Origin of the sequence: Paenibacillus tritici, from assembly GCF_018207515.1 — a bacterium.
GTDB lineage: Bacteria > Bacillota > Bacilli > Paenibacillales > Paenibacillaceae > Paenibacillus_AQ > Paenibacillus_AQ tritici.
This window is the reverse complement of sequence record NZ_CP073365.1, coordinates 4,614,948-4,638,642: the sequence shown is the minus strand read 5'-3', so window position 1 is coordinate 4,638,642 and position 23,695 is coordinate 4,614,948. Positions and strand designations below refer to the sequence as shown.

Genomic DNA, 23,695 nt, shown 5'->3' with positions numbered 1-23,695 from the left:
CCGGCTGCTGAATTGCTGTTAATCTGATGGTGAGGAAAGGATGGGAGATGATGAACCTGCTCGAAAATATGAATGCTGCACTCGCGTATATTGAAGAGCATCTGGAGGAAGAGGTGGATGCCCGGGAGGCGGCGAGGCTGGCGTTATGCTCGGAGTATCATTTCACGCGGATGTTCTCCTTCCTGGCCGGGATTCCGCTGTCGGAATATATCCGGCGCAGACGTCTGACCCTGGCTGCATTCAAGCTCCAGCACAGCCGGAAGCGGATCATTGATATTGCCCTGGAGGTGGGTTACAGCTCACCGGATGCCTTCACCAAGGCATTCCAGCAGGTTCATGGGGTGACGCCTTCGGAAGCCCGAAGTGCAGGGACACCGCTGAAGTCCTTTCCTCGAATGACGTTTCAGTTAACAATCAGAGGAGGCAGTGAAATGAATTATCGTATGGAAGAGAAAGCGGCGTTTCGCATTGTTGGATTGAAGAAAAGGGTGCCGATCCAGTTCAGCGGAGTGAACCCGGAGATCGCCGCTATGTGGCAGAGTCTGAACATGGAGATGATCACAGAGCTGAAGCAGCTGTCGAATATCGTTCCGGCCGGGATGCTCAGCGCATCGGTGAATTTCTCCGAAGGACGGATGGAGGAGCAGGGAGAGCTTGATCATTATATTGGGGTTGCGACCACTCTGACAAGTCCGCCTTCCTATGCCGTGCTTGAAGTCCCGGCGTCCACCTGGGCTGTATTTGAAGCGGTGGGACCCTTCCCGGACACGCTCCAGAATATCTGGGGCCGGATCTATTCTGAATGGTTCCCTTCTTCGCATTACGAGCAGGTGGAGGGGCCGGAGATTCTCTGGAATGAGAGCAAGGATACCACCTCACCAGCCTATAGAAGTGAAATATGGATTCCCGTGAAGGAAGCGGAGCGCTCATAAAAGTATCAACAAAAACACCCTCCAGAAGGTCATTGGATGAACCACAAGGTTCATTCCAATCTCCATTCCAGAGGGTGTTTTGCTGCGCGATTATTTAGTTAATTGATCCATTAAGACTCGGATCTCCGGGTCAAGACAAAGGGCATTCATGATCAGGGTTACAGCCTCTGCCCGGGTCGCGGACTGGTCCGGGGCGAACCGGCCCTGGCCGCGACCGTTAATTAGACCGATTGCGGCGGCTTGGGCAATCTGCTCCTTGTTCCAGGAAGCCTGGGCATCGCTGAAGCTAAGGCCCGCTTCAACCGTTGCGGCGCTGCTGAAGTTAACGACTCTGGATAGGATCATAATCATCTCAGCCCGGCTGATGGTCCGGTCCGGCCGGAAGGTGCCATCCGGGTAACCGGTAATCATTCCCCTGGAAGCAAGTGTGGCAATGGCCTCCCGGGCCCAATGAGCTTTCATGTCACTTAAGGTTTGCGGTGAAGCGTCCGATCTCATCAGTCCAAATGCTTTGGTAATGACTGTGGCGAATTCCGCACGGGTGATGCTGTGATTCGGCCGGAAGGTGCCGTCCTCATAACCGTTAATCAGCTTCAGCTGATAGAATACCGATATCGCACGGGTGCTCCACAGACCTGCAATATCCTTCAGCACAGGCGCGGAATGATCTGCTTGGCCCCCGGCAATTCTGGCCTTAAGTGCATCCTTTAAGACACCGGGCTGTACTCCCTCTGCGAAGATAGCAGATGTAGGTGTCGCGGCAGGTGCCGGTGTTACGGCGGGTGCAGCCGTAGCTGCTGGCGCAGGGGACGGGCTTGCCACCGGTCCCGGCTTCGTACCTGATCCATTGCCCGGTGCGGAGCCTGAATCTGGAGTTGGCGTAGCACTCGGCTGCGGACTCGGTTCTGGGCTTGGGCTTGGAGTCGGACTAGGAGTCGGGCTCGGAGTCGGGCTGGTACCAGGCTCAGGCTGAGGTGTTACTGTGTCCGTTTTTTTAATGGTCAAAGCTTGCAGCTTCTCGCCATCCGTCTTTCTGGCTTCGATGACAATCTGGTCCTTGCTGATCGTGATCGCGGAATACACCGGGAAATTGTCATCGTACAGATACTCCAGGTAATCGAACTTGACTGCATCGTAGAATTTCCAGCCGGAGGACCCTCCGGACAGATAGACGGTACCTTGGCTGCCATCCTTCATAGGCTGGCCCTTCTTCATGGGATAGGTCCAGGCCAGGGCATGATCATGGCCCACCAGCACCAGATCTACGCCAAGCTCCTCCAGGACCGGGGCCAAATACCGGGTAACCAGCTCCGGGCCGCGCCCGTCCTCCGTATGATAAGCAGGCCGGTGGAACATAGCGACCGTCCATTGCGCAGAGCTGGCCTTCAGATTCTCCCGCAGCCATACTGCTTGTTTCTGCATCTCTGCCTCATCGGTTTCCGAGTTAAGTACAACGAAATGAGTATCCTCATAATCATAGGAATAGTTCAAATGCTCTTGTCCAGCCATTCCATTGCCTGGCAGTCCCAGCGCCTTGGTAAATACGTCCTTTCCGCCGTTTTTGACATCATGATTCCCTATGGCATAGGCGGAGGGAACGTCGCCGCTGTAGAGCTGGGAGGCCTTCATATCCTGCTCCCATTCGTTCATTACGCCGCCATCATCGACGATATCGCCGCCATGCATAACAAAGCGGGCATCCGGGTAATGGGTGAAGGCACTGCTCATTAAATCCTGGTGGATATGCAGGGCTTCTTCATTATTAGTGTGCGAGTCCGTTACAAACAAGAAGGAGAAAGACTGCGGACTTGCTGCCTCCGTCGTAAACGTATACTGTTCACTCCACAGCCCCGGAGTTCCTACACGGTATATATATTCCGTACCCGGTGACAGCTGTTGCAGCAGTCCTTTGTGGAACAAGGTTTCATTGACACGGTCAGGGGCTAACAGCAGCTGGGGTTCAGCGGCCTGCTCCAGAATATTCGGCTGGTCAAAGCCCTTGAATTCACTGGCCTTCGCATACTGAATCACGCCACCAGCCACACGGGGGGCTGTTCTCCAGACAATGCTCCGGGTGGACTTCATATCCTGTGTAACATAGGTTCTGACATATTCCGGCTGATCTGACCCAAGCTGCGGTACTACAGACAGCTTGAACTCCTTGCTGACCTTATCCCCGTTCACAGCCTGGAGTCTGAGGCTCGTCAAGGCCAAGGTCGTCAGGCCGGTATGGATTTCACCCTTTGCATCCGTCAGGCTCCAAGCTTCCTTCAAGAGGCTCACCTGAATATCAGCAGTGGGAATCCAGCCGGTTCTTTTGCCATCCGGCAGCAGAATGGCGGTATAGTCCCCATTGGTCACTCCGGTTGTGAAGAATCGTTCGCCCTGTATAGCGGAAGCGAGCTTGTCCGAAGCGGAATCAGCATTGGTGTATACTCCAGACTCTCCAGCTCTCACCTCAGCGAAGGATTGCGGCTCAAGCGGATCGGGTACGATTACAGAGACTCCTTCGGCGGGCGCGCCTGAAGCATCCGTAACACGCAAAGTGCTTGTCGTATGGATTGAGCTGCCTTGTACAGTGAGCGTGTAAGGAAAACCGATCGTGTATGGATGGGGGGCTGCCAGCGCGTACACCGCTTCTCCAGCGGTCATCCGTAGGCTGCCGTCGCTCATCGCGATGGATTTGAATACCTCACCGCGCTCCATTTTGGCACTGGGCTTAACCGTCATATTCAATACCACAGCGGTCCCGTCATCCGGTAAGGAATGAGGGTTCAATCCGGACAGCTGCACTTGATATTCACCTTGTACAGAGTTGATCTCATTTCGAGTAACGAGTGCCGGATCAACGGCAGGCTCAGCCGAAGCGATATCCAAGGTCTGCGGATCGTATTGAAGCTTGGCATACGCAGCCTCCAGATCAGCAGCTTGCTTAATCTGAAGCTTCAATTGGAATGTGGTATTGCTGAGGACTTCGGACGGGGCGCTCAGCTGATATTGAATACCCTCGGGAATGACAAAAGAACTGCTGCGTTCGGCGGGGTTACCGGATCTGTCATATACAGCAGCCTGCACGGTGTGATATCCCCCTGCCAGCGGAGCGGAGGGCTGATAGGATATGCTACCAGTATCCGCTGCATACTCGGTGGTTACGGGATGTCCGTCCAGCTTCAGCTCTACGGAGCCGGGGTCAATCCCCGATTGGTCATCGGTGGCCATCAGCTCTATACGCGGAGTGCGCGTCTGGACTACGGCTGCATCCCCGGGGGACACGATCTCCAAGGCCGGGACGCCCATATCTTCATTAGGGTCCTGCTCATAGATCAGGCGCACATCGTCGACCCATACGGTACCTTTATTTTTTTTGTCTACAATGGATTGTTCGATCCGCATATAGATTTCCAGCTGGATTGGCCCTGTCTTGTCTTGGGGGATATCACCCTCAATGTATTTCCAGCCGGTCCAGTCCACGCCGACGTTCTCATCCAGATATTCCACCTCAAAGGATTTGCCTTTGCCGTCTCTGAACTTGCTGAAGATGAGATGTCCGTCGTTATTGCCATAGATCCACATGCCAATCTTTTTGGGAAGGCCGGTAATGGGGACTGGGGCTGTTGGACCTACATAGACATAGGAGGGATTTTCTTTGACACCAATGTAGTCATAGTCCAGACGTACGGAATTCTGGCCTGAACGGACATGCTTGGGAGCGGACTCCAGGCTCATGGCACCGGAGAAGTTTCTTTTTTGGACCAGTACATTATCATTCAGGTCATGCTCGAAATCTTCGATGACTACGGCACCGGGAATAGGAGGGTCAGCTGCAATGAAGCCTGCCGGCTGCAGGGTGCTTACTGCGACTGAGAGGAATAGGAGGAACAGGGTTATTCTATTCCCTATCCGTTTGAGCCTTCGGTGATTCTTCTTACTGTGCATGTGCTTCGCTCCTCTGATTCTACCGAAATGGACTATATAGATTAACTTGTATTTATTCTATTATGGGATTGTCGTGACTCCAGAGAATGTTTGGCCCTCCGGCCGCTGTTGTCTACAGATTTCTTGATTTAACCCGCTCATCGCGGTGGAAATCCGCAGACAAAGGCGGACGCTATCGCTCCTACAGTGCCAAAATTCTCCTCCGCCACTTTTCCCTTTTAGGATATTTTTCAAGTTCAATCTATATAGCTAATTCTTACATGAGGTTAATTATAGGGTGGCAGGTTGCCGGTAGTATTAATTTAAAAGATTAAGTATGTAAACAATGGCCGCAAACCGCTCGGAATCTGGTTCCCAGGCTTCACTGAATAGTCCCGCACATATTAGGGTAATGGTAGTCTAGTACAACAGACCAGGAGGTATGCCGCATGGAATGGACTTTGGAAGATGTAGAAGAGACGAGCCGATTGCATCCTGAGTCGTTTTTTATTCCCTCCAGACAAGAACGGGAAGCGCAGGAGATAGGGAGAATGGTTAGGTTGCATTTTATGCTGACGAATGCGCTGGAAGGGCAGCCGCGTGCTGAACGGATGTGGGTGGAGATCACGGGACAAGATCCGGTTACCGGACGATATACGGGGATTCTGACCAATGCACCCGGAGTTATACAGTCGCTGCAGCCGGGAGATACCGTGGAATTCGAGCCCAGGCATATCGCCCAGTCCATCCTTAGACAAGGAGATCCGGCGTGGGTCGAGGTAGGGGAGAAGGCTGCTATGGTCACCAGAAAATGTATGCTGCCGGGCAGCGGGGTACGCTGGATGTACCGTGAAGCCGCTACCCGGGAGCAGGATAGCGGCTGGCGGCTATTCACCGGGGAAGAAGATCGCGCCTACTTAAGCGACCCCAAGAACACGGCGATCATGAATGTTTATGATCTGATTGACCGGGACCCTAGCCTGCTGGAGCCTTTTAAGGGAGCCGTGGGCACGGCATTTGAACGAAGCGGCCCGGATGCAGAATGGGTAGAGGTGAAGAATTGGCGGTAGGCATGATATACTGGGCTGGCGGACACAGGTGACTGTGGCCCCGGCCTTAGTGCTGTGCGAACCGCAGCTATACATAACGGATAGATAGGCTGAGAGGAATGAGGAGAATGATAGAATTACATGCAAGCAGGTACAACGAGATTAGGCATCTTTTAACTCATAAAGACGGTGATTTCATCTTTGTATTTGTGCAGGGGGTTATGGATCTTAATCAGCCTGGTAGAATATTTGTGAATAATATAGACCAGCCGACTGCAGGAATTGTCGCAAGCCGCGGCGGGAAATATTATCTGTTTGGACAGGAAGATGATCATTTGTTCAATCAAAGCTTAATTGGTTTCTTAGCCAATCCGGCCAATCATGCGAATTTCTATGATTTGTATTTCTCTTCCAATCACTGGCTTGTGCTGCTGGAAGAACCGCTGAAAGAAAACACAGTGGAGCTGAACAGAACACATTATATTATGAACGGCGATGCTGCAATTCCTGTTGAAGTTCAGGAGGATTCTGGAGAATTTATATTAACTAGAATAGATGAACAGTTGTTTGAACGCTATAATCAGGAGATGGATGATAGCTATCGCTTGCTGTGGGATTCTGCGGAGACCTATCTGGACAAAGCCTTTGGTTATTGTTATTTGAATGAAGGCGGATTTGTAAGCGCTTGTAACACTTTCTATGTAGGAGGCGGCTATATTGAACCGGACATTATCACGCAGAAGGATTACCGGAATCAAGGCTTGGCGTTTAGACTATGTCAAGAATTCATAGAGCTTGCCCGTCAGCGGAAGCTAACGACGTACTGGGACTGTGATACCGGCAATACTGGCTCCAATCATCTGGCTGGGAAGTTAGGGATGGCGAAAGTAGGCGAACTCCCAATTCTGTGGTGGCATGAGAGTAAGGAAGTCATTGCTAAATATTTAGCCAGCTACAACTATACTACCTAAACCAATGAATCATCAGAGTTAAAATGGTGAAAAATACAGTAACCCATCGCATGAGGGTCTGCCGTGCCCCGATTAAGGTGCGCATGGTAGGCTTAAATGTACTCTATACAACTAAATCGCCAGATAACCCGCCTAATATCCGTTTACCTGTATTTCGTGCAATTAAACTGCCATCTCTAAGTGGGTTTCGCCCATTCAGGCAGATTTAGTTGTACAGACTACAGCTAGAAGAGAATAACCTTCCTGTTCACTGTTTTTAAATGTATAGAATACAACTATCACTGAATGTTCACTTCGAACGCATCTTCATACATTACCGTATTTGTGGATTTCACTTCTGTAGTTCGGATGCTCTATCAACCTGCTGTTCATTGTAAAAGTTGTCCTTATGGAGGTGATTAAGTCACCCGGAATCTGGCCTGGTCCGGTGAGCAATGTGAGCTTACGGAAGATGCAGAGCAACTGCTAGAGCTGCGGACCTTCATCGCGGATATCGTGGCCGGTAAAGAGGCTTACCAAGAGCTGCCGCCAGCCGAAGGCGGTTATGAATAAGTAAAAAGATTACACAGCTACGCCTGCAAGCGTACTTCTCCAGTCCGATCCCATGGGATCGGATTTTTGCTGTGAACAGTAAGTTTATATTCAGTTTAAAAAAGTCGGTTACCATCCTAATACATTCAGTTGTTCTAGGAGGATGAATTCATGAAACAAACGCAAACAGCGCAGCCGGGCGGCAGCTATGCCATTGAAGCGCAAGGTCTTGTCAAAATCTACGGCAGCAACCGCGCGGTGGATGGTGTGGATCTGAGGGTTGGCACAGGAATGATCTACGGGGTGCTGGGTCCCAATGGAGCCGGGAAGACGACGGTCATCCGTATGCTCGCCACCCTGCTTCGGCCTGACGCAGGTTCGGCGCGCATCTTCGGACATGATGTGGCCAAAGAACCGCAGATCGTGCGGCAGTTAATCGGAGTCACGGGTCAATATGCGTCGGTGGATGAGTCGCTTAGCGCGACTGAGAATCTGATCATCTTCTCCAGGCTGCATGGCCTGGGACGCGCAGAATCGCGCAGCAAAGCTTCAGAGCTGCTGGAGGAATTTGGCCTGACGGAAGCGGCGAAACGTCCCTTGAAGAATTTCTCCGGCGGAATGCGCCGGCGGCTCGATCTGGCGGCAAGCCTGATTGCGCAGCCGCCGCTGATTTTTCTGGATGAACCGACAACAGGACTTGACCCCCGCACACGCAATCAGATGTGGGAGACGATCCGCAGGCTGGTGAAGACGGGATCAACGGTGCTGCTGACCACACAATATCTCGAAGAGGCGGATCAACTGGCGGACCGGATTGCTGTTATTGATACGGGTAAGGTGGTTGCGGAAGGGACAGTCGATGAGCTGAAGGGTTCGGTAGGCAACTCCTCGCTGCATCTGAAGGTAGTGAACCCGCAGGATATGGGGAATGCCCGCCGAATTATCGAGCAGGTATTGCAGGTCAGGTCGAACCTGTCAGCAGAGGCGGCCAAAATCACCGCTCCGATGGGGGATGTAGACCGGGTAACCGACCTCTTGATTGCGCTTCGCGAGGCAGATATTCCGCTGCTTGAGATGAGCGTGCAGAAGCCGACGCTGGATGAAGTATTCTTGACCCTGACCGGTCATGGAGTGAAGGAAGAGGCTGGGAATGCCGCGGACAGCGCACAGAATAAGGAGAGGGTGCTTGCATGAGTACTTACATTAAACCCGGTGTAGAACGTAAGCTGAACAATCATACCAGCTTCGGTCAGGCCGTACGCAATTCATTAACGATGGCGTACAGAGGACTGCTCAAGATCCGGCGCACGCCGGAACAATTGTTTGACGTCACGTTTCAGCCGATCATTTTCACCTTGATGTTCACGTATATCTTCGGCGGGGCGATTGCCGGTGATGTGGCAAGTTATCTGCCGGTCATCATTCCAGGAATCCTGGTTCAGACCGTAATCACGACCTCTGTCGTCACCGGTGTCCAGCTGCGGGAGGATATGGAAAAAGGGGTGTTCGACCGCTTCAAATCCCTGCCGATTGCCCGGATTGCCCCTCTGGCGGGTGCGCTGTTAGCAGATACCATCCGTTATACCATTGCTACGGTACTCACCTTCGTGATGGGCTATATCATGGGCTTGCGGCCTGAAGGCGGTATCGGCGGCGTTGCCCTTGCAGCGGTTCTTGTGATCGGATGCTCTTGGGCGATTAGCTGGATCTTTGCATTCTTCGGTGTGATTGCCCGCACAGCCTCCAGTGTACAGGGAATCTCGATGATCGTCTTATTCCCGCTCACATTCCTCTCCAATGCCTTTGTTCCTGTGGATACCATGCCGAACTGGCTTCAATGGTTCGTGAATGCCAATCCCATTTCTCATCTGGTCACCGCTGTCCGTGAACTGGTCAACCATGGAACGGTAGGCAGTGATCTGGTCTACTCCCTCATCGGTGCCGCCGTGATTGTGGCGGTCTTTGCTCCAATTACTGTGCGTGCTTATATGCGCCGGACTTAATTCGCATCACTAGAAGACGTTAACGGATGTAGCGGTACATCTGGTTAACGTCTTTTTGCTTTTTAGAGGAAATGATGGGTTATGTATTGAAGTTTATTCTGAGGACCAACCAGCGCAAGAAAGGACGTAATCATGAAAAAGTATGAGGGCATAGGAAGCAGCACAATCAAATATGCAATCCTAAATTTCATTCTAGTCATTACTAATCTGTTCTTATACGCTTCAGGTCCAGATGGCGGGGGAACCGGGGACCGTGAAGAAGGGTTTTATTTCTATCAGATGTACTTGGTCTGTCTTGTCGTAGTGTTTGTAGTTTATGGTCTATGGTCAGTGACGTTAGGAAGACACAAGAAGAATATAAAAGGCTTAACAGCCATTCCCGTGTTATCATCATCGGTTTGTATCGCCGGTCTATTGATATATGCCACCAGCAAGAACAAGAGCCTGTATGACGGAATCTGGTTAAATGATTCAGGCTCTGAAGTCTTAGCACTTTACGCAGACACTTTAATCTATCTGGTGTACTTCTTCCTGTTATTCGCCATTAGCATTAGTGTGCTGGGGATTATTTCGCGAAATAAATGGGCTATACTTGGACTGCTGCTTAATCTGACCGTGTCAATATTGCATATCCTTGTATTCAAGGAATGGGTTAGCTAGCATATCTAGGAGAAACTATAACGGAATGGGGCCATAAATAATGCCGATGATTCACGATAGTGTGATTTTATCCTACGTAGTCGATTTACAGAATGACCAAATTATCATACATACCCGCTATGACGATTCGAGAATGGTGGAAGAGATGAATGTTATTTTTATAAATGTACTAAGCCATAAGTTTGATCATCCCCTAAAGGGCAGTATTATCCTGAGTATCCAGCAATCTTCAGTTCAACATTTTATGGATGACAACTCGGAAATGTTACTTAAGAGCCGGAGCTATGGCTGGCCAACCTGGTATGAATCACTTGAAGAATTGCAAATTATATTAACCGAAGAGAACTACAAATATATCGAGTTATTATCCTCATACGGGATGAGTGGCTGGGTAGTGGCTAAGGATGTTCAGTATGTTCCAAGAGAGAGTATGACGTAAGCTGACCCTTTCCCTTAGTGTGTTTTCTGTTTTTTTTACAAACCGTCTGGAGTTGTGGCGCGTTAGCCTTTATAATATGACGAGAATATAGAATAAAGGAAAAGGTGTTCACTTCATGAGTATATTAAATGTAGAAAAGCTAAGTCACGGCTTCGGCGACCGGGCCATTTTCACCGATGTCTCCTTCCGTCTGCTGAAGGGCGAGCATATCGGCCTGATCGGTGCCAACGGTGAAGGGAAATCAACCTTCATGAATATCATCACAGGCAAGCTGCAGCCGGATGAAGGCAAGGTGGAATGGGCGAAGCGGATGCGCGCCGGTTATCTGGACCAGCACGCAGTGCTTCAGCAGGGACAATCCATCCGGGATGTGCTGCGCGGCGCCTTCCAATATCTGTTCGATATGGAACAAGAGATGAACGACATGTACGGCAAGATGGGCGAAGTCTCCCCGGAGGAGCTGGAGCAGCTGCTGGAGGATGTTGGAACGATTCAGGACATGCTGACCAGCCAGGATTTCTATATGATTGATGCCAAAATCGACGAAACCGCACGCGGGCTCGGTCTGACCGACATTGGTCTCGACAAGGATGTTAACGATCTCAGCGGCGGTCAGCGGACCAAGGTCTTGCTGGCCAAGCTGCTGCTGGAGAAGCCGGACATTCTGCTGCTGGATGAGCCTACGAACTATCTGGATGAACAGCATATCAACTGGCTGAAGCGCTACCTGCTGGATTATGAGAATGCCTTCATCCTGATCTCGCATGACATTCCGTTCCTGAACAGTGTCATCAACCTGATCTACCATATGGAGAACCAGTCGCTGTCGCGCTATGTGGGCGATTATGAGTATTTCCAGCAGGTGTACGAAGCGAAGAAGTCGCAGCTCGAATCCGCGTTCAAGCGCCAGCAGCAGGAGATTGCCGATCTGAAGGACTTCGTGGCCCGCAACAAGGCCAGCATAGCTACCCGCAATATGGCGATGTCCCGGCAGAAGAAGCTGGATAAGATGGAGGTCATCGAGATCGCCAAGGAGAAGCCGAAGCCGCAGTTCAACTTCAAGCAGGGGCGGACTTCCGGCAAAATGGTTTTTGAAACCAAGGATCTGGTCATCGGCTATGATTCCCCGTTGTCGCGTCCTCTGGAGCTAAGCATGGAGCGGGGACAAAAAATCGCACTCGTCGGTGCGAACGGTATCGGTAAAACCACGCTGCTGCGCAGTATTCTCGGCCAGATTCAGCCTATTTCAGGCACGGCGAGACTGGGGGATTTGCTGGAGATCGGGTATTTCGAGCAGGAAATGAAGGAATCGAATTACAACACCTGTATTGAGGAGATCTGGAACGAATTCCCGTCCTACTCCCAATTTGAGATTCGTGCAGCGCTGGCCAAGTGCGGCCTGACGACCAAGCATATTGAGAGCAAGATTGCGGTCCTGAGCGGCGGCGAGAAAGCCAAGGTGCGTCTATGCAAGCTGATCAACCGGGAGAGCAATCTGCTCGTCCTGGATGAGCCTACCAACCATCTTGACGTAGATGCGAAGGAAGAGCTGCAGCGAGCACTGAAGGCGTATAAAGGCAGTATCCTGCTGATTTCCCACGAGCCTGAATTTTACCGCGATATCGTGACAGATACCTGGAACTGCGAATCATGGACAACCAAAGTATTCTAGGACAGCCGGCACTGACGCCGGTCTGAGGTTTGACCCGTAGGAGGAGAACTTTGCGAAAAGTGACTCTTACGGGTCATTTACATAAGAGTGAGTAAGAATGCAGGGGGATCATATGAACGTAGTGAAAGAGGACACAGTCGTGAAGCCATCCAAAAGAAATATTGTCAATGTGATCATTGACGGGATTTCCGGAATTTTTCTTCCCATCGTCAATATATTGAGTGCGGCAGGCATCATGAAAGGGCTTCTTGCAGGTGCGGTAGCCCTGGAGATTGTCAGCAAGACGGAGGGCACCTATACGGTGCTGAATGCGATGGCGGACAGCCTGTTCCATTACCTTCCGCTGCTTCTGGCGTTTACAGCAGCCCGTAAATTCGGGGCCAATCCTTTTACAGCGGTGGTGATTGCCGGGGTGCTGCTGTATCCGAGCCTGACGACACTGTTTGCGAACCAAGAAGTCATCGAGTTCCTGGGCATGAGCATCACACCGGTTAATTATCCCGCGAGTGCCATTCCCATCATCCTTGCGGTAGGCCTGCTGGTCTATGTCGAACGATTCTGTGTCACAATATTGCCCGAGGTCATCCGGGAGTTCTTCACTCCGCTTATCTCTATTGTGGTGGTATCAGCGGTGACACTGCTTGTATTCGGGCCGATGGGAGCGCTGGCAGGGGATGCTCTTGCGGACGGGTATCGTGCGGTGTATAACCTCAGTTCTGTCGGGGCCGGTATGGTGCTTGGGGCGATTATTCAGCCGATGGTTATATTCGGGTTGCACTGGAGTCTGGTGCCGCTGGCAATCAACAATATCAGCACCGGAGGTTCAGACACGATCCTCGCACTGATGGGACCGGCGGCCTTCGCCCAGGCAGGGGCAGCACTTGCGGTATTCATCAAAGCCAAAGACAAGAAGTTCCGTACCCTGTCCTTATCGGCGTCGATTTCGGCATTGTTCGGCGTAACTGAGCCTGCGATGTTCGGTGTGAACCTGCCTCTGCGCAAGCCGATGATCATCGTCTGCTGCGCTGGCTCCATTGGAGGCGGGATGGTCGGAATGTTCGGCTCGGCTGCGATCTCATTCGCCTTTCCGGGCCTGGCGACGTTGCCGGCTTATCTGGGGGACGGATTCGGCGGCTTCCTGATTGCCTGTACGACCGGCTTCCTGATTGCGCTGATTGCGACGCTGTGCGTGAAGCTTGGACCGGAGCCAGTCGTCGAACCACTCGCCAAGTCCTAGCTAAGGGGGATTACACATGAGAGCAATTAGAAGAACCAAGACGGTGGAAGGGACTTCCATTCCCGGAATCATCCATAACGGAGGAAGTTACTTCTATATTAATGTAGATGTGTACGAAGACGGCATGGTCAACTGCTGGGAGCTTACAGATCTTAAGGGCTTATCCGGCAAAATAAATTCAGGCTGGTTAACGCCGGCAGTTCCCTCCGGGAAGCAGCTGTCCATTCATGGACTGGGTGCGTATACGGTAGAGTCAGCGAAGTGGACTTACAACGCTGCAAGCTATTACCAGCATATTCAGGAAACAGTGAGTCTGCTGAATCCGGACCATACGAATATCTATGAGATTTCGGACCGGGAGCAGGAGCAGAGTGAAGCGCGCCGGATTGCGCATTCACCTTCCTCTACGGAATTCTATGTCAACAGCGAAATGTTCTACCAGACGACGGAGGGCAAAAGTGTCCACCTGTTCATGAAGAATAGCGGGGCAGTATACCTGGTCGATGTTGTGATATACAAGGACGGAAAGGTAGCGGTCTATAACCTGCCTGCTGAAGCAGAATATACGCTGGAGGAGCTGGACACGCTTTTTGCAGATAAGACCTTCTTCACGACAATGGATACACCTGTTAATGTACATATTCTGCAATTGGGCGAGGTTACATTAGGCGAAGCCCTATACTCTGCGGATGCGGAAGAGAAGCTCAAAGAGCTGCACAACCTCCACAAGCAGCTAAACGGCGAGCAAACGGCGCATGAAGCGTGCCGGGCTGCCTATTACGCTTATCTGGAGAATCCGGGTGAATACTACCGGGAGCAGCTTCGAATCAAATATGAGCTTGTGCCGGAGCATGAACGGATGTATCTGGGCGATATGGATACGAAGGATTGGGATTACCAGCGAATTCTGTATCATCCTGAAGAGACACGTGAAGTGTGAACGGGCCAGGATTTTCTACGCGCTGGATGCTATACTACTATAAGTGATGAAGTGAAGAGATAGAGGGTGGCAGGATGGAGACAATCAGCTTTCATTATGGACGGCATATTTCCAAGGTGGCGCGGGCATTATATTTCCACTCGTGGAAATCTATACTGTCCATTGGCGTTCAAGCGGTATTTATAGCGGTGTGCATGATTCTGTATACTCAGAACCAATCGGTCATTCTGCTCGGCATATCAATTACGCTGGTTCTGACCATGGGAATGTCAATCGTGATGCGAACCTTGCTTTTACCGAAGATATTGTCGGCAGATACAAGGTACAATAAGGAATTTGAATATCTTTTCGATGCAGAGGGGATCAATTTCAGTCCGGAGAAGGACGCGTCCGTCATGACATGGGGCTCTTTCACCCGGGTATGGGAGAACCAGAGCTACTATCTGCTGTTCCATGGGCCACAGGAGTATTGGTTCGTTGCGAAGCAATCGTTCGAGGATGCTGCACAGGAGCATAAATTCAGAGCGTATGTGTCAGATCACCGCAAGATTGTCAGTGGCGTGATTTGGTGATGAAAAAGAAGGACATGCCATATGGCATGTCCTTTTCTGCACCTGGGAGCGGATGAATACCGCAGCTATACCCGCCAAAAGCTTGTGCAATCCGCCTTGTCGGCAATGTTGTACTCGATTAACTGTCTCAGCAGGCCGTAATCCACCGGATTCGTCCATTTCATGCGGATCAGCAGCTTGGTGTGATCAACCCCGCCTTGCTTCAGGACCTCGGCGAAATGATCCATGCCTGCCTTCTCCGGGGCGACAGCCATATGCCCTTTGGCTACACTGAAGCCAATAATATAGGTTCCGTGATCGGTGAACATCGGCTGGTTCCAGCCAATTCTCGGTTCGAGCTGCGGGAACTCCTGCAACACCCAGGCGAGTACTTCCTCCACCGTTACCTGATGGACCGGGTTATCTATCTTCGCTAAATACTCTGCAAACACATCCATGATTGTTCCTCCTGATCTGTATCAGCCCTTATGCAACCTATAATATCTTGTAGCCAGAGGATAGTCAAAAACTTTAATACCCCAATTGCAGGCTTCGCAGATCTGTCATCGTATAGGGCGCCCCGCTTCCTCATTCCATCATTTACCTGTATTATAAGGTTACACCTAAAGATCTTGCAGGATGAGGAAAGCGGGGGATGGGGTGGAGAGCCCGGAATGTGAAGCGGATTTTCATCAGAGGATACTTCATGCCCGTAATCGCAGTGAAGCCCAAAGCCCGCCTGCTGGTCCCTTATTCCTACTGTTTCCGCTTCACCGACCAAGAAGATCAGGGGATACGGGCGCTTGAGGCCTGGGCAGAGCGGCATCAGATCGAAGTACTGCATAAAAAATTTATCAGATGGCTGTAATTTACTTAGCTAAGGAGGGCCTTTATATGAAAGTCAGCGGATTCAGTCACATTACACTCAATATACGGAACCTGGAGAGATCCCTGGAGTTCTACCATGGCATTCTGGGTATGACCATCAGACACCGCGGCAGAACGGATGCCTATTTGGAGTGGGGCAGCGCCTGGGTCTGTCTGCTGGAACGGACGGTTGCCGAGGAACAGGCAGGCGGGTCCGCCGGGATGGATCATGTAGCTTTTTATATCGCAGCGGATGATTTCAATGAAGCTGTCGGCATCTTGCAGAAGCATCACGTTGAGATCGTCAGAGGTCCTGTTCAGCGGGGAACTGGCTGGTCGGTGAATTTCCTGGACCCGGATGGAATCCAGTTAGAGCTGCATACTTCAACCTTGGATGAACGGATGGAGGTTTGGGTGTGAGATGAATACTCCCTTTAATGAACTGTTGACGTCGGAACAGGAGCTTAGAGAGCTTCTGGGGTATCCGAGTGAAGTGGTGAAGCGCAAGTCGATCCGGCATCTGGATCAGCATTGCCGTGATTACATAGCGATGTCCCCGCTGTTATTCCTGTCCACAGCAGATGAACACGGCTCTTGCGATGTCTCTCCGCGCGGAGATGCCCCCGGTTCGGTGCTGGTGCTGGATGACGGGCATCTGGTGATCCCGGAGCGTCCGGGCAACCGCAGAATGGACTCGTTGCTGAATATTCTTGCTAACCCGAACATCGGTCTAATCTTCATCATCCCCGGTCTTGAAGAGACCCTGCGGATTAACGGGCAAGCGTATGTAATCAGAGATGAGCCGATTCTGGAGCGAATGAAGGCCAGAGATAAACGGCCTATGCTGGGCATCGGGGTGAAGGTGGAGGAATGTTACATGCACTGTGCCAAAGCCTTCAAACGCTCGCAGGCCTGGGACCCCGCCACTTGGCCCGCCGAAGCCGCGCTTCCGTCTGCTCCGGCTATTATCGCAGATCATGTGAATTCTCCTGAGTTCACGGTGGAAGTAGTCCGGCAGGGCATACAGGAGAGTTATGAGAAACGGCTCTATTAAGGAATGGAGTGATCGGTGAAGAATGGATCAAGAGAGGCTTATACGGATTTTTGACAGACAGGCTACGGACTATGACCGCAAAAGAGAAGATCCGCAGCAGCAGCGGTGGCGCCGGAATCTTATCAGTGATGCAAAGGGCGATGTACTTGAGCTTGCTGTCGGGGCCGGGGCGAACTTCCCGTTCTACCCCCGGGGAGTTAGGATCACGGCTGCGGATTTCAGCGGAGCAATGGTGGAGAAGGCCCGCCAGGCCGCCAGACATTATCATCTGGATGCCAATTGTATCTGTGCAGATATGGAAGACATGAGTTTCCCCGCGCAATCATTTGATACGGTGGTATCAACGTTGTCTATGTGCAGCTATAAGAACCCGCTTGGGATGCTGGAGAAGATTAACCGCTGGTGTAAGCCGGACGGAACCATCCTGCTCATGGAGCATGGGATCGGTTCTAACTTCATGGTGTCTACGCTGCAACGGGCGCTTAATCCGCTGCTCTACCGTATCTACGGATGCCATCATACCAGGGATATCCTCGGACTGGTCCGGGAGTCAGGGATGTTGATCCAGAGAGCGGAGCGTTATTCGCTGAATATGGTACATTTGATTTGGGCTGCGCCGCAGCAGTAACTACGAAATTAACGTTAGGAGAACTTCACAATGGACAGTATTATCTTTGATCTGGATGGCACGTTATGGGACCCGACAGAGACTGTAGTGGCAGGATGGAATCATGTGATTAGCCGCTACAAGGGAGCCGCAAAAGAAGTAACTATAGCAGATTTACAGGGGATTATGGGTCTGCCGGTACCGGAGGTTGGCCGGAAGCTGTTTCCTGATGCAGATGAGGAGATCCGGCAGAAGATTATGGATGAATGTTGTGATATGGAATGTCTTGTTCTGGCAAAGCAAGGCGGAAGGTTATACGGGCAGCTGGAAGAGGTGCTTAAGGCATTATCGGCTCAATATAAGCTGTTCATTGTAAGTAACTGCCAGGCGGGGTACATTGAGGCCTTTTATGAGTATCATCAATTGCAGAATTATTTCACAGACTACGAGAATCCGGGGAGAACCGGACTCAGCAAGGGAGAGAATATCAAGCTGGTCATGGACAGGAATCATCTAACTAGTTCTGTTTATGTGGGCGATACAGAAGGGGATATGAAGGCGGCAAGGTTCGCGGGGATTCCGTTTGTCTATGCGGGTTATGGATTCGGCGAGGTAAGCAGTCATGATTATGTGCTTGAGCGGCTGGATGGGTTATTGGAATTGTTCTGAAAGCGCCCCTGGGATAAGGGATAACCTCTTCCTGCAAAAAGCTGGAGCTGTCTTACAGCCATTTCATGGCTATGAAGACAGCTCCTTATTGCGTCTGGCGAAGACAGTAGAGGATACGCAGGGGATAGTATACATAGGTACGCCTGGATTAGACTGCCGTCCAGCCCCCGTCCACATATAGCGTCTGGCCTGTTGTGTAACTGGAAGCATCGGAGGCGAAGTAGAGGGCGGCGCCGTTCAATTCATCGGGGTTGCCGGGGCGGCCCATGGGGCATAAGGTATTGTACTGCTCCAAGAAGGTATCCTGATAGAGCCCACGAGTCATCCCGCTGGGGAACAGGCTGGGTCCAATCGCATTCACCGTGATTCCGTAAGGAGCTAGAGTAACGCCCATGCCACGGGTCAGATTCACGACAGCGCCCTTGGAGGCATTATAGGCGTGAAGGGCGGCCAGTTTGCTGCCATTCACCCCGCAGATGGAAGCCATGTTGATAATGCGGCCCTGCTGGCGTTCTTTCATCGCCGGGATCACAGCTTTAGACATAAGGAAAATACTTTTCACATTGATATCCATTACCCGGTCCCATTCGGCTTCCGCCAATTCCTCGACAGAGCCTGCGGAGGCCACTCCGGCATTATTCACCAGAATATCCAATCGGCCAAAATACTCCAGAATGCTTGCGACTGCCGCTGCAATATCCGTCTCGCAGGCTACGTCGCACCGCAGAGGAAGCGCCCGGCGGCCTTGGGATTCAATCTGCTGTCTGGTCGTATCCAGCTCGTCCACGCTCAAATCGAGCAGGGCAACGTCCGCCCCTTGCCCGGCCAAAGCCTGGGATAATTGCGCACCAATCCCCCCGGCCGCTCCTGTTACTACTGCTACTTTTCCGCTCAAATCCAATAGATTTCTCACTGTAACACCTCCTTTAGGTCCACCAATCCCAGCGCAAGTTGGAGTAGGGGAGGAACTGTACAGGATCAACGGCAGTCAAGACCTCACCGCGCTCAAGGACCGTATTACTGACGGTGTAGATGCCGCCCAGCATATGAACGACTTCCAGTTCGGCCCAAGGATCATGCGGAGAATCCAGCAGGTGAATCTCCACTTCTGCCGCGCTGCGCACACTGATATTCATAGAGGCAGTCTGCCGGATCAGCAGCGGTCCCAGATCGAAGCCGCGGCCATCGGGTGACTTGGAATACTTCATATTGAAGACCGGCAGGCCGTCACCGTATTGGGCGGAGATGATGTCCTGTCCGTCTACGGCATTCAATTTACCGCTGAGCGCAGCCTCTACGCGGAAGAATTCAGTGCCCCGCCGGGAGACGCTGCCTGCCACATGCTGATCTTTTCGCTGAAGGCTGATGTCGGCCATTTTTTTGGGGAAGCCGTAAATCTCACGCCCCAGGCCCATAGCGATATCATCACTGATCGGCATGGACAGGCAGTAGGTGCCCGGCTGCCCGTTGTATGCTGCCAGGACGAAGACTGCGGCTTCACGGTAAGGCTCGCTGAAGCTGGTGCGGGGATAGTTGGCTACAAAAGCATGTACAAGCGGCCGTGGACCCGGCGTAAGCGGTGCGGGCAGAATCCTGCGGATCACCTCGGGAGAAGTCTCCCAATAGACGGTTAAGGTCTCGGCATTATAGAAGGTCGTTGGTGTATTGGTTCTTATGGCAATCTCATTCACATCTTTGACAAAGCTGCTCATCGGAAGCGCCTCCTGTGATTTAGGGTCAGGAATAATGTAACATTAACATTCCATTGATTATATATATGGTAAATATAAAAATAAATGGGAATTTTGTGCGCGGCGCACTATAATAAGTAATAGGTGAGAGCGATGAGTGTTAACTTTGAACAAATTAGCAGACATTTTGCCAAGCAAGCGGTACATATTCAGAGGAATACAGAGGGAATAGCAGATTATACGGATACGATCCTGATTACGAAGAGCCTGACTCATTTCGCGCCTGAATTTATCTATGTGGGCAACCGGTCGCGGTTACCGGATCACGCAGAAGGGATGGAGCAGGCCAGCCTGATGCTGATCAATGACGCTGCGGAGCCTTCTACCGGGCAACCCCGGCAGATGTACAACGGACAGAACCGGATTGAGTTCGGAGCGGAAGAAGATGTGTTCGAGATGTATAATCAGGTCCGGGAGCTGTTCCTGGAAGAGGCTGAACGGGAGCAGGCCAAGGGCAGAATGCTTCAAGCCTGTGTCGCCGGCAAAGGTCTGGATGCTATCGTCTCGGCTGCGGCGGAGCTGATGGGCAATCCGGTGATTATGTTGGATGTTAGTTATAAGGTTCTGGCTTCTTCAGACATCAGCGGGGTTAGCGATCCCATCTGGAGCGACAATCTGCACAAGGGCTACTGCTCTTATGATTTCATCGCTGCCATTCATCAGATGACAAGCGTGCAGAACGGCATGAAGTCGTTAGAGGCTTACGAGGTGGAATGCAGCGGGAGCCAAGTGACTAAGCTGGTCGCTAAGGTCAGGATCGGCAGCAAGCCTGTCGGCAATGTTATTGTGCTGGGCAGCACACGCCCGATTCTCCAGAAGGATCATGAACTGGCTGGTTTCACGGCCGAGCTGGTGGCGGCGGAGCTGGCGAAGAACAGCTTTTACCGCAATTCCAGCCAGGCTGAATATGAAGAACTGCTCTACGGGCTGTTAGAGAATGAGGAGAACGGGCAGCGGTTAGTCCAGGAGAGCCTGCGGAGCGGCAAACGTCTGCGCACGGGCAGACTGTCCGTGATGGTGCTGGATCTTGGGAGGTATGAGGCTTCCGGCACATACAACGGTTATTTGAGGGATCAGCTGCACCTGTATTTCGGGGAGGAGCGCCTGATCTTTTACCATGAAAATATGGTGGGGGTCAGCGAGCGTGACTCTGTAACGGCTAAACCAAGAGACTACGATGCTAACATGCGGAAATTCCTCGTCACCCACCAGATCCGCCTGGGGGTCAGCAGGGAATTCACGGACTTGGCGGAATGCCGCAAATATTATCTGCAAGCGCTCAAAGCGCTGGAGATAGGACGAGTGGTCTGGCCTTCAGAACCGCGGGTGTTGTACGCTGATGTACAGCTGTATGATCTGTTGTCTCCTCATGCGCAGCATGATCCCCGGGATGTCAGCCATCCGGCACTTACGGTTCTGCGTGAATATGATAAGAAGCATCATGCTGACTTGTACCACACCCTTTATTATTATTTGAAGAACAACCAGCAGCTGCAAAAGACCGCCGACGAACTATTCGTCCACCGCAACACCCTGCGTTACCGGTTACGCCAGATCGACGAACTGATTCAGATTGATTTGAGCCAAATCGACAATATGCTGAGGCTGTATATGTCCTATCAAATGACGGATTATCTGGATAAGCTGAGGGCTGTGGGAGCAATGTGCAATGCTGATTCATGATTGTGAAGTGAAATTAACTCCGAATCAATTTCATACATACCTGCGGCTGCTCATCAACATTTCTGCAAGGCTCACACTCTTCAAAACCAAACCTGCGCACACTTGCCATCGAAGCAGCGTTCTGTGGATGGGTCAGGATATAGATACAATCTGCGCCTAGATGCTCTAAGCAGATGTTGATGAGCACCGGTAAGGCTTCCGACATATAGCCCTGTCTCCAGTACTCTTTCCAGATGTCATAACCGATCTCGACTTGCTTCAGCTCCAGGTCCCAGTAATGATAGCCGCAGGTACCGATGAAGGCATCCGTCTCTCGATCGAACATCCCGTAACGGTGGTGGCCTTTGCCCTCGGGGGCGCTGTAATGTTGAATGATGTCTTGGGCTTCTTCATAACTACATGGCGGTTCGCTGAAGTATCTGCACATATCAGGGTCTGAGAATTGTCTGTATACCACATCGGTATCTTCTGATTTCAGCAGGCGGAAGTACATTCGGTTAGTCGTACAAGCTTCGGATAAGTTCATTCAGTTCGCTCCTGTCCGTAAAATACCTGATTCTGATTTCATGCAATCATTATCCTGTATCGGATTGATATTCTCTGTGATAATTCTTTGGGTAGTGCTTCATCTGCCAAGTGAGCTGCACCTGAATTCACCGGACGGGGGCTAAATGAGCTAATGAGGGGGATTAGTGCACCTCACTATGCCGGATTTGGGCTAGATGAGCCAATGAAGGGTATTAATGCACCTGAATTTACCGGGTGGAGGCTAAACGAGCCAATGAAGGGTATTAATGCACCTGAATTCGCCGGACGGGGACTAAATGGGTCCCGGACGGGGACTAAATGGGTCAATGAAGGGTATTAATGCACCTGAATTCGCTGGACGGGGGCTAAATGAGTCAATGAGGGGTATTAGTGCACCTCATTATGCCAAAGGGTGACGATAACTTGCTGTTCATCACAGCAGAGTGTGCGCTCAGGATTATGAACCCTTTGTTAATGTATGGTAAAATAATAAAAACTTCCGATGAACCCTGAAAGGTGTGTGCATATGAGACCAACCAGACTTACCAAAAGCATAGCAGCCGCTCTCGGCTCACTGCTCCTGGTGACGAGTGCCGGGATTACTGTCCTTGGCGCTGTTCCGCAGAATGCAGCGGCAGCGGCGGTGAAGCCTACACCAGCCTTCAGCTTATTTGAACAGAGGGTGAAGAAACCTTCTTCACTCAGTCTGGCCCAAGGAACCCTGGTTAACCGCATCAGTCAGATGACGCCGTCTGAGGCTAACCTGGCGGTTCTGCATCTGGAGAATGCTTTAAAGGCCTATCTGCCTACAGCTACCAAACGTATGAGTCAGCCTGTCATTCAGTTGGATATCAAAAATATAGATACCCCCGGCATGACCATGGCGTTGGCACGCTCCAAGGTGAAGCGGACCGAGTCACGGATTGTACTGCAAGACTTGGCGGCGATGGATTATAAGCTGGGAAGGGACGGCGGTTTTGTTCCGGTCATTCAATACAAGAGCTTCAAGGTATTCAAGCCGTACCTCAGCAAAGATCTGCAGGTATACATCGACCTGATGGCCGCAGAGTCGGAGCAACCGGCTGTAGTCAACAGAACGTTACAGGTGGACTGGTATGAGGTTGTGGAACGGGCGGTGCAATATGAAGCCTTCGTGCAGACATACAAGAATTCTAACCGTAATGCAGCCATGCAACAAGCCTTTGAAGCCGCGAAGAGACTTGTGTTCAACGGAAGTCCCAACACCCCGCTGTTCGACAAGAAAACCCAGGTCATTCTTCTAAAAGCGGCAATCGCCTATGAGAATACCCTTTCCGAGGCAGGGCCTGAGCAGATTGAGAACAGTAGGCTGCTGACCGGGCTGGATGATTTCCTGCTGCTTGTAGAGCAGAATGGCGATAAGAAAACTCAGGCTGTAATGGATTATCTGGAAGCGATGTAGTCAAGACCACTTGCATCTTGTAGCAGAAACCGGGCTGTTGCCGAAGCAGCCCGGTTTCTTGGTGTGCATAACCCGGGCGCAAAGACCCGTAAAGCATATCTTCCTATAGGCCCGAAGCGTCATTAATCACAGAAAAGGAAAACGATTACAATTATAATGTAAGCGTTATCTATGCCTGTGTTACATGTTTACGCA

The 23,695-nt window shown here is 51.4% G+C and carries 23 protein-coding genes; 18 read left to right on the top strand and 5 right to left on the bottom strand.

The window, feature by feature from the left end; genetic code table 11:
• The first annotated feature begins 50 nt into the window (after positions 1-50).
• Entirely contained in the window at positions 51-932 is an 882-nt protein-coding gene (locus tag KDC22_RS20080) for an AraC family transcriptional regulator (protein WP_211724115.1), read from the top strand.
• A 90-nt stretch (positions 933-1,022) separates the two neighbouring features.
• On the opposite strand, the gene KDC22_RS20075 is transcribed toward KDC22_RS20080, so the two are convergent.
• Entirely contained in the window at positions 1,023-4,868 is a 3,846-nt protein-coding gene (locus KDC22_RS20075; RefSeq protein WP_211720115.1) for an S-layer homology domain-containing protein, read from the bottom strand.
• Positions 4,869-5,296: 428 nt separating this feature from the next.
• Between KDC22_RS20075 and KDC22_RS20070 the strand changes: the two genes are divergently transcribed.
• The 10 genes from KDC22_RS20070 to KDC22_RS20025 all read left to right on the top strand — a co-directional run bounded on the left by KDC22_RS20070 (position 5,297) and on the right by KDC22_RS20025 (position 14,921).
• On the top strand, positions 5,297-5,917 hold the full coding sequence (locus KDC22_RS20070) for an immunity protein Imm33 domain-containing protein (RefSeq protein ID WP_211720114.1): 621 nt from the start codon (positions 5,297-5,299) through the stop codon (positions 5,915-5,917).
• A gap of 107 nt (positions 5,918-6,024) precedes the next feature.
• Positions 6,025-6,867, top strand: coding sequence for a GNAT family N-acetyltransferase (locus tag KDC22_RS20065; RefSeq protein ID WP_211720113.1), 843 nt, complete (start codon positions 6,025-6,027; stop codon positions 6,865-6,867).
• A 702-nt stretch (positions 6,868-7,569) separates the two neighbouring features.
• A complete protein-coding gene (locus tag KDC22_RS20060) occupies positions 7,570-8,592 on the top strand; it encodes an ATP-binding cassette domain-containing protein (protein ID WP_211720112.1) in 1,023 nt (340 codons plus the stop codon).
• Positions 8,589-9,401 carry an ABC transporter permease gene (locus KDC22_RS20055; protein WP_211720111.1) on the top strand — a complete coding sequence of 271 codons (813 nt, stop codon included), beginning with the start codon at positions 8,589-8,591 and terminating at the stop codon, positions 9,399-9,401. The genes KDC22_RS20060 and KDC22_RS20055 overlap by 4 nt, the downstream gene beginning before the upstream one ends.
• A gap of 132 nt (positions 9,402-9,533) precedes the next feature.
• The gene (locus KDC22_RS20050; protein ID WP_173132883.1) at positions 9,534-10,061 is read left to right on the top strand and encodes a hypothetical protein; all 528 of its coding nucleotides are present in this window, start codon (positions 9,534-9,536) and stop codon (positions 10,059-10,061) included.
• A 40-nt stretch (positions 10,062-10,101) separates the two neighbouring features.
• Positions 10,102-10,500 (top strand): hypothetical protein, encoded by a 399-nt coding sequence (locus KDC22_RS20045; protein ID WP_246552779.1) that lies wholly within the window; start codon positions 10,102-10,104, stop codon positions 10,498-10,500.
• Positions 10,501-10,615: 115 nt separating this feature from the next.
• Positions 10,616-12,172, top strand: a complete 1,557-nt coding sequence (locus KDC22_RS20040) for an ABC-F family ATP-binding cassette domain-containing protein (RefSeq protein WP_211720110.1) — start codon at positions 10,616-10,618, stop codon at positions 12,170-12,172.
• 112 nt (positions 12,173-12,284) lie between these two features.
• Positions 12,285-13,409, top strand: coding sequence for a PTS transporter subunit EIIC (locus KDC22_RS20035; RefSeq protein ID WP_211720109.1), 1,125 nt, complete (start codon positions 12,285-12,287; stop codon positions 13,407-13,409).
• A gap of 16 nt (positions 13,410-13,425) precedes the next feature.
• Positions 13,426-14,349 carry a DUF7638 domain-containing protein gene (locus tag KDC22_RS20030; RefSeq protein ID WP_173132891.1) on the top strand — a complete coding sequence of 308 codons (924 nt, stop codon included), beginning with the start codon at positions 13,426-13,428 and terminating at the stop codon, positions 14,347-14,349.
• 74 nt (positions 14,350-14,423) lie between these two features.
• A complete protein-coding gene (locus tag KDC22_RS20025) occupies positions 14,424-14,921 on the top strand; it encodes a YcxB family protein (RefSeq protein ID WP_173132894.1) in 498 nt (165 codons plus the stop codon).
• 65 nt (positions 14,922-14,986) lie between these two features.
• Here KDC22_RS20025 and KDC22_RS20020 read toward each other — a convergent pair whose 3' ends face one another.
• Positions 14,987-15,358 carry an iron chaperone gene (locus KDC22_RS20020; protein WP_173132897.1) on the bottom strand — a complete coding sequence of 124 codons (372 nt, stop codon included), beginning with the start codon at positions 15,356-15,358 and terminating at the stop codon, positions 14,987-14,989.
• A 197-nt stretch (positions 15,359-15,555) separates the two neighbouring features.
• Between KDC22_RS20020 and KDC22_RS20015 the strand changes: the two genes are divergently transcribed.
• Genes KDC22_RS20015 through KDC22_RS19995 form a run of 5 tightly spaced genes read left to right on the top strand, consistent with a single transcriptional unit; the run spans position 15,556 to position 18,097 of the window.
• The gene (locus tag KDC22_RS20015; RefSeq protein ID WP_211720108.1) at positions 15,556-15,768 is read left to right on the top strand and encodes a hypothetical protein; all 213 of its coding nucleotides are present in this window, start codon (positions 15,556-15,558) and stop codon (positions 15,766-15,768) included.
• Positions 15,769-15,794: 26 nt separating this feature from the next.
• The gene (locus KDC22_RS20010) at positions 15,795-16,187 is read left to right on the top strand and encodes a VOC family protein (RefSeq protein WP_211720107.1); all 393 of its coding nucleotides are present in this window, start codon (positions 15,795-15,797) and stop codon (positions 16,185-16,187) included.
• Between the two features lies 1 nt (position 16,188).
• Positions 16,189-16,821 (top strand): pyridoxamine 5'-phosphate oxidase family protein, encoded by a 633-nt coding sequence (locus KDC22_RS20005; protein ID WP_173132906.1) that lies wholly within the window; start codon positions 16,189-16,191, stop codon positions 16,819-16,821.
• A 22-nt stretch (positions 16,822-16,843) separates the two neighbouring features.
• A complete protein-coding gene (locus tag KDC22_RS20000) occupies positions 16,844-17,449 on the top strand; it encodes a class I SAM-dependent methyltransferase (protein ID WP_173132909.1) in 606 nt (201 codons plus the stop codon).
• 30 nt (positions 17,450-17,479) lie between these two features.
• The gene (locus tag KDC22_RS19995) at positions 17,480-18,097 is read left to right on the top strand and encodes an HAD family hydrolase (RefSeq protein WP_211720106.1); all 618 of its coding nucleotides are present in this window, start codon (positions 17,480-17,482) and stop codon (positions 18,095-18,097) included.
• A gap of 148 nt (positions 18,098-18,245) precedes the next feature.
• Here the strand turns inward: KDC22_RS19995 and KDC22_RS19990 are convergent, their stop codons facing one another.
• Together KDC22_RS19990 and KDC22_RS19985 are read right to left on the bottom strand one after the other, a co-directional pair.
• Positions 18,246-19,010: an SDR family NAD(P)-dependent oxidoreductase gene (locus tag KDC22_RS19990; RefSeq protein ID WP_211720105.1), complete on the bottom strand. Its 765-nt coding sequence runs from the start codon at positions 19,008-19,010 to the stop codon at positions 18,246-18,248.
• A 13-nt stretch (positions 19,011-19,023) separates the two neighbouring features.
• Positions 19,024-19,809 (bottom strand): acetoacetate decarboxylase family protein, encoded by a 786-nt coding sequence (locus KDC22_RS19985; protein ID WP_211720104.1) that lies wholly within the window; start codon positions 19,807-19,809, stop codon positions 19,024-19,026.
• Between the two features lie 132 nt (positions 19,810-19,941).
• On the opposite strand from KDC22_RS19985, the gene KDC22_RS19980 reads away from it, so the two are divergent.
• Positions 19,942-21,531, top strand: coding sequence for a PucR family transcriptional regulator (locus KDC22_RS19980; protein WP_211720103.1), 1,590 nt, complete (start codon positions 19,942-19,944; stop codon positions 21,529-21,531).
• 13 nt (positions 21,532-21,544) lie between these two features.
• On the opposite strand, the gene KDC22_RS19975 is transcribed toward KDC22_RS19980, so the two are convergent.
• Positions 21,545-22,057 (bottom strand): GNAT family N-acetyltransferase, encoded by a 513-nt coding sequence (locus tag KDC22_RS19975; RefSeq protein WP_173132923.1) that lies wholly within the window; start codon positions 22,055-22,057, stop codon positions 21,545-21,547.
• 528 nt (positions 22,058-22,585) lie between these two features.
• Between KDC22_RS19975 and KDC22_RS19970 the strand changes: the two genes are divergently transcribed.
• A complete protein-coding gene (locus tag KDC22_RS19970) occupies positions 22,586-23,500 on the top strand; it encodes a hypothetical protein (RefSeq protein ID WP_211720102.1) in 915 nt (304 codons plus the stop codon).
• Positions 23,501-23,695 lie beyond the last annotated feature (195 nt).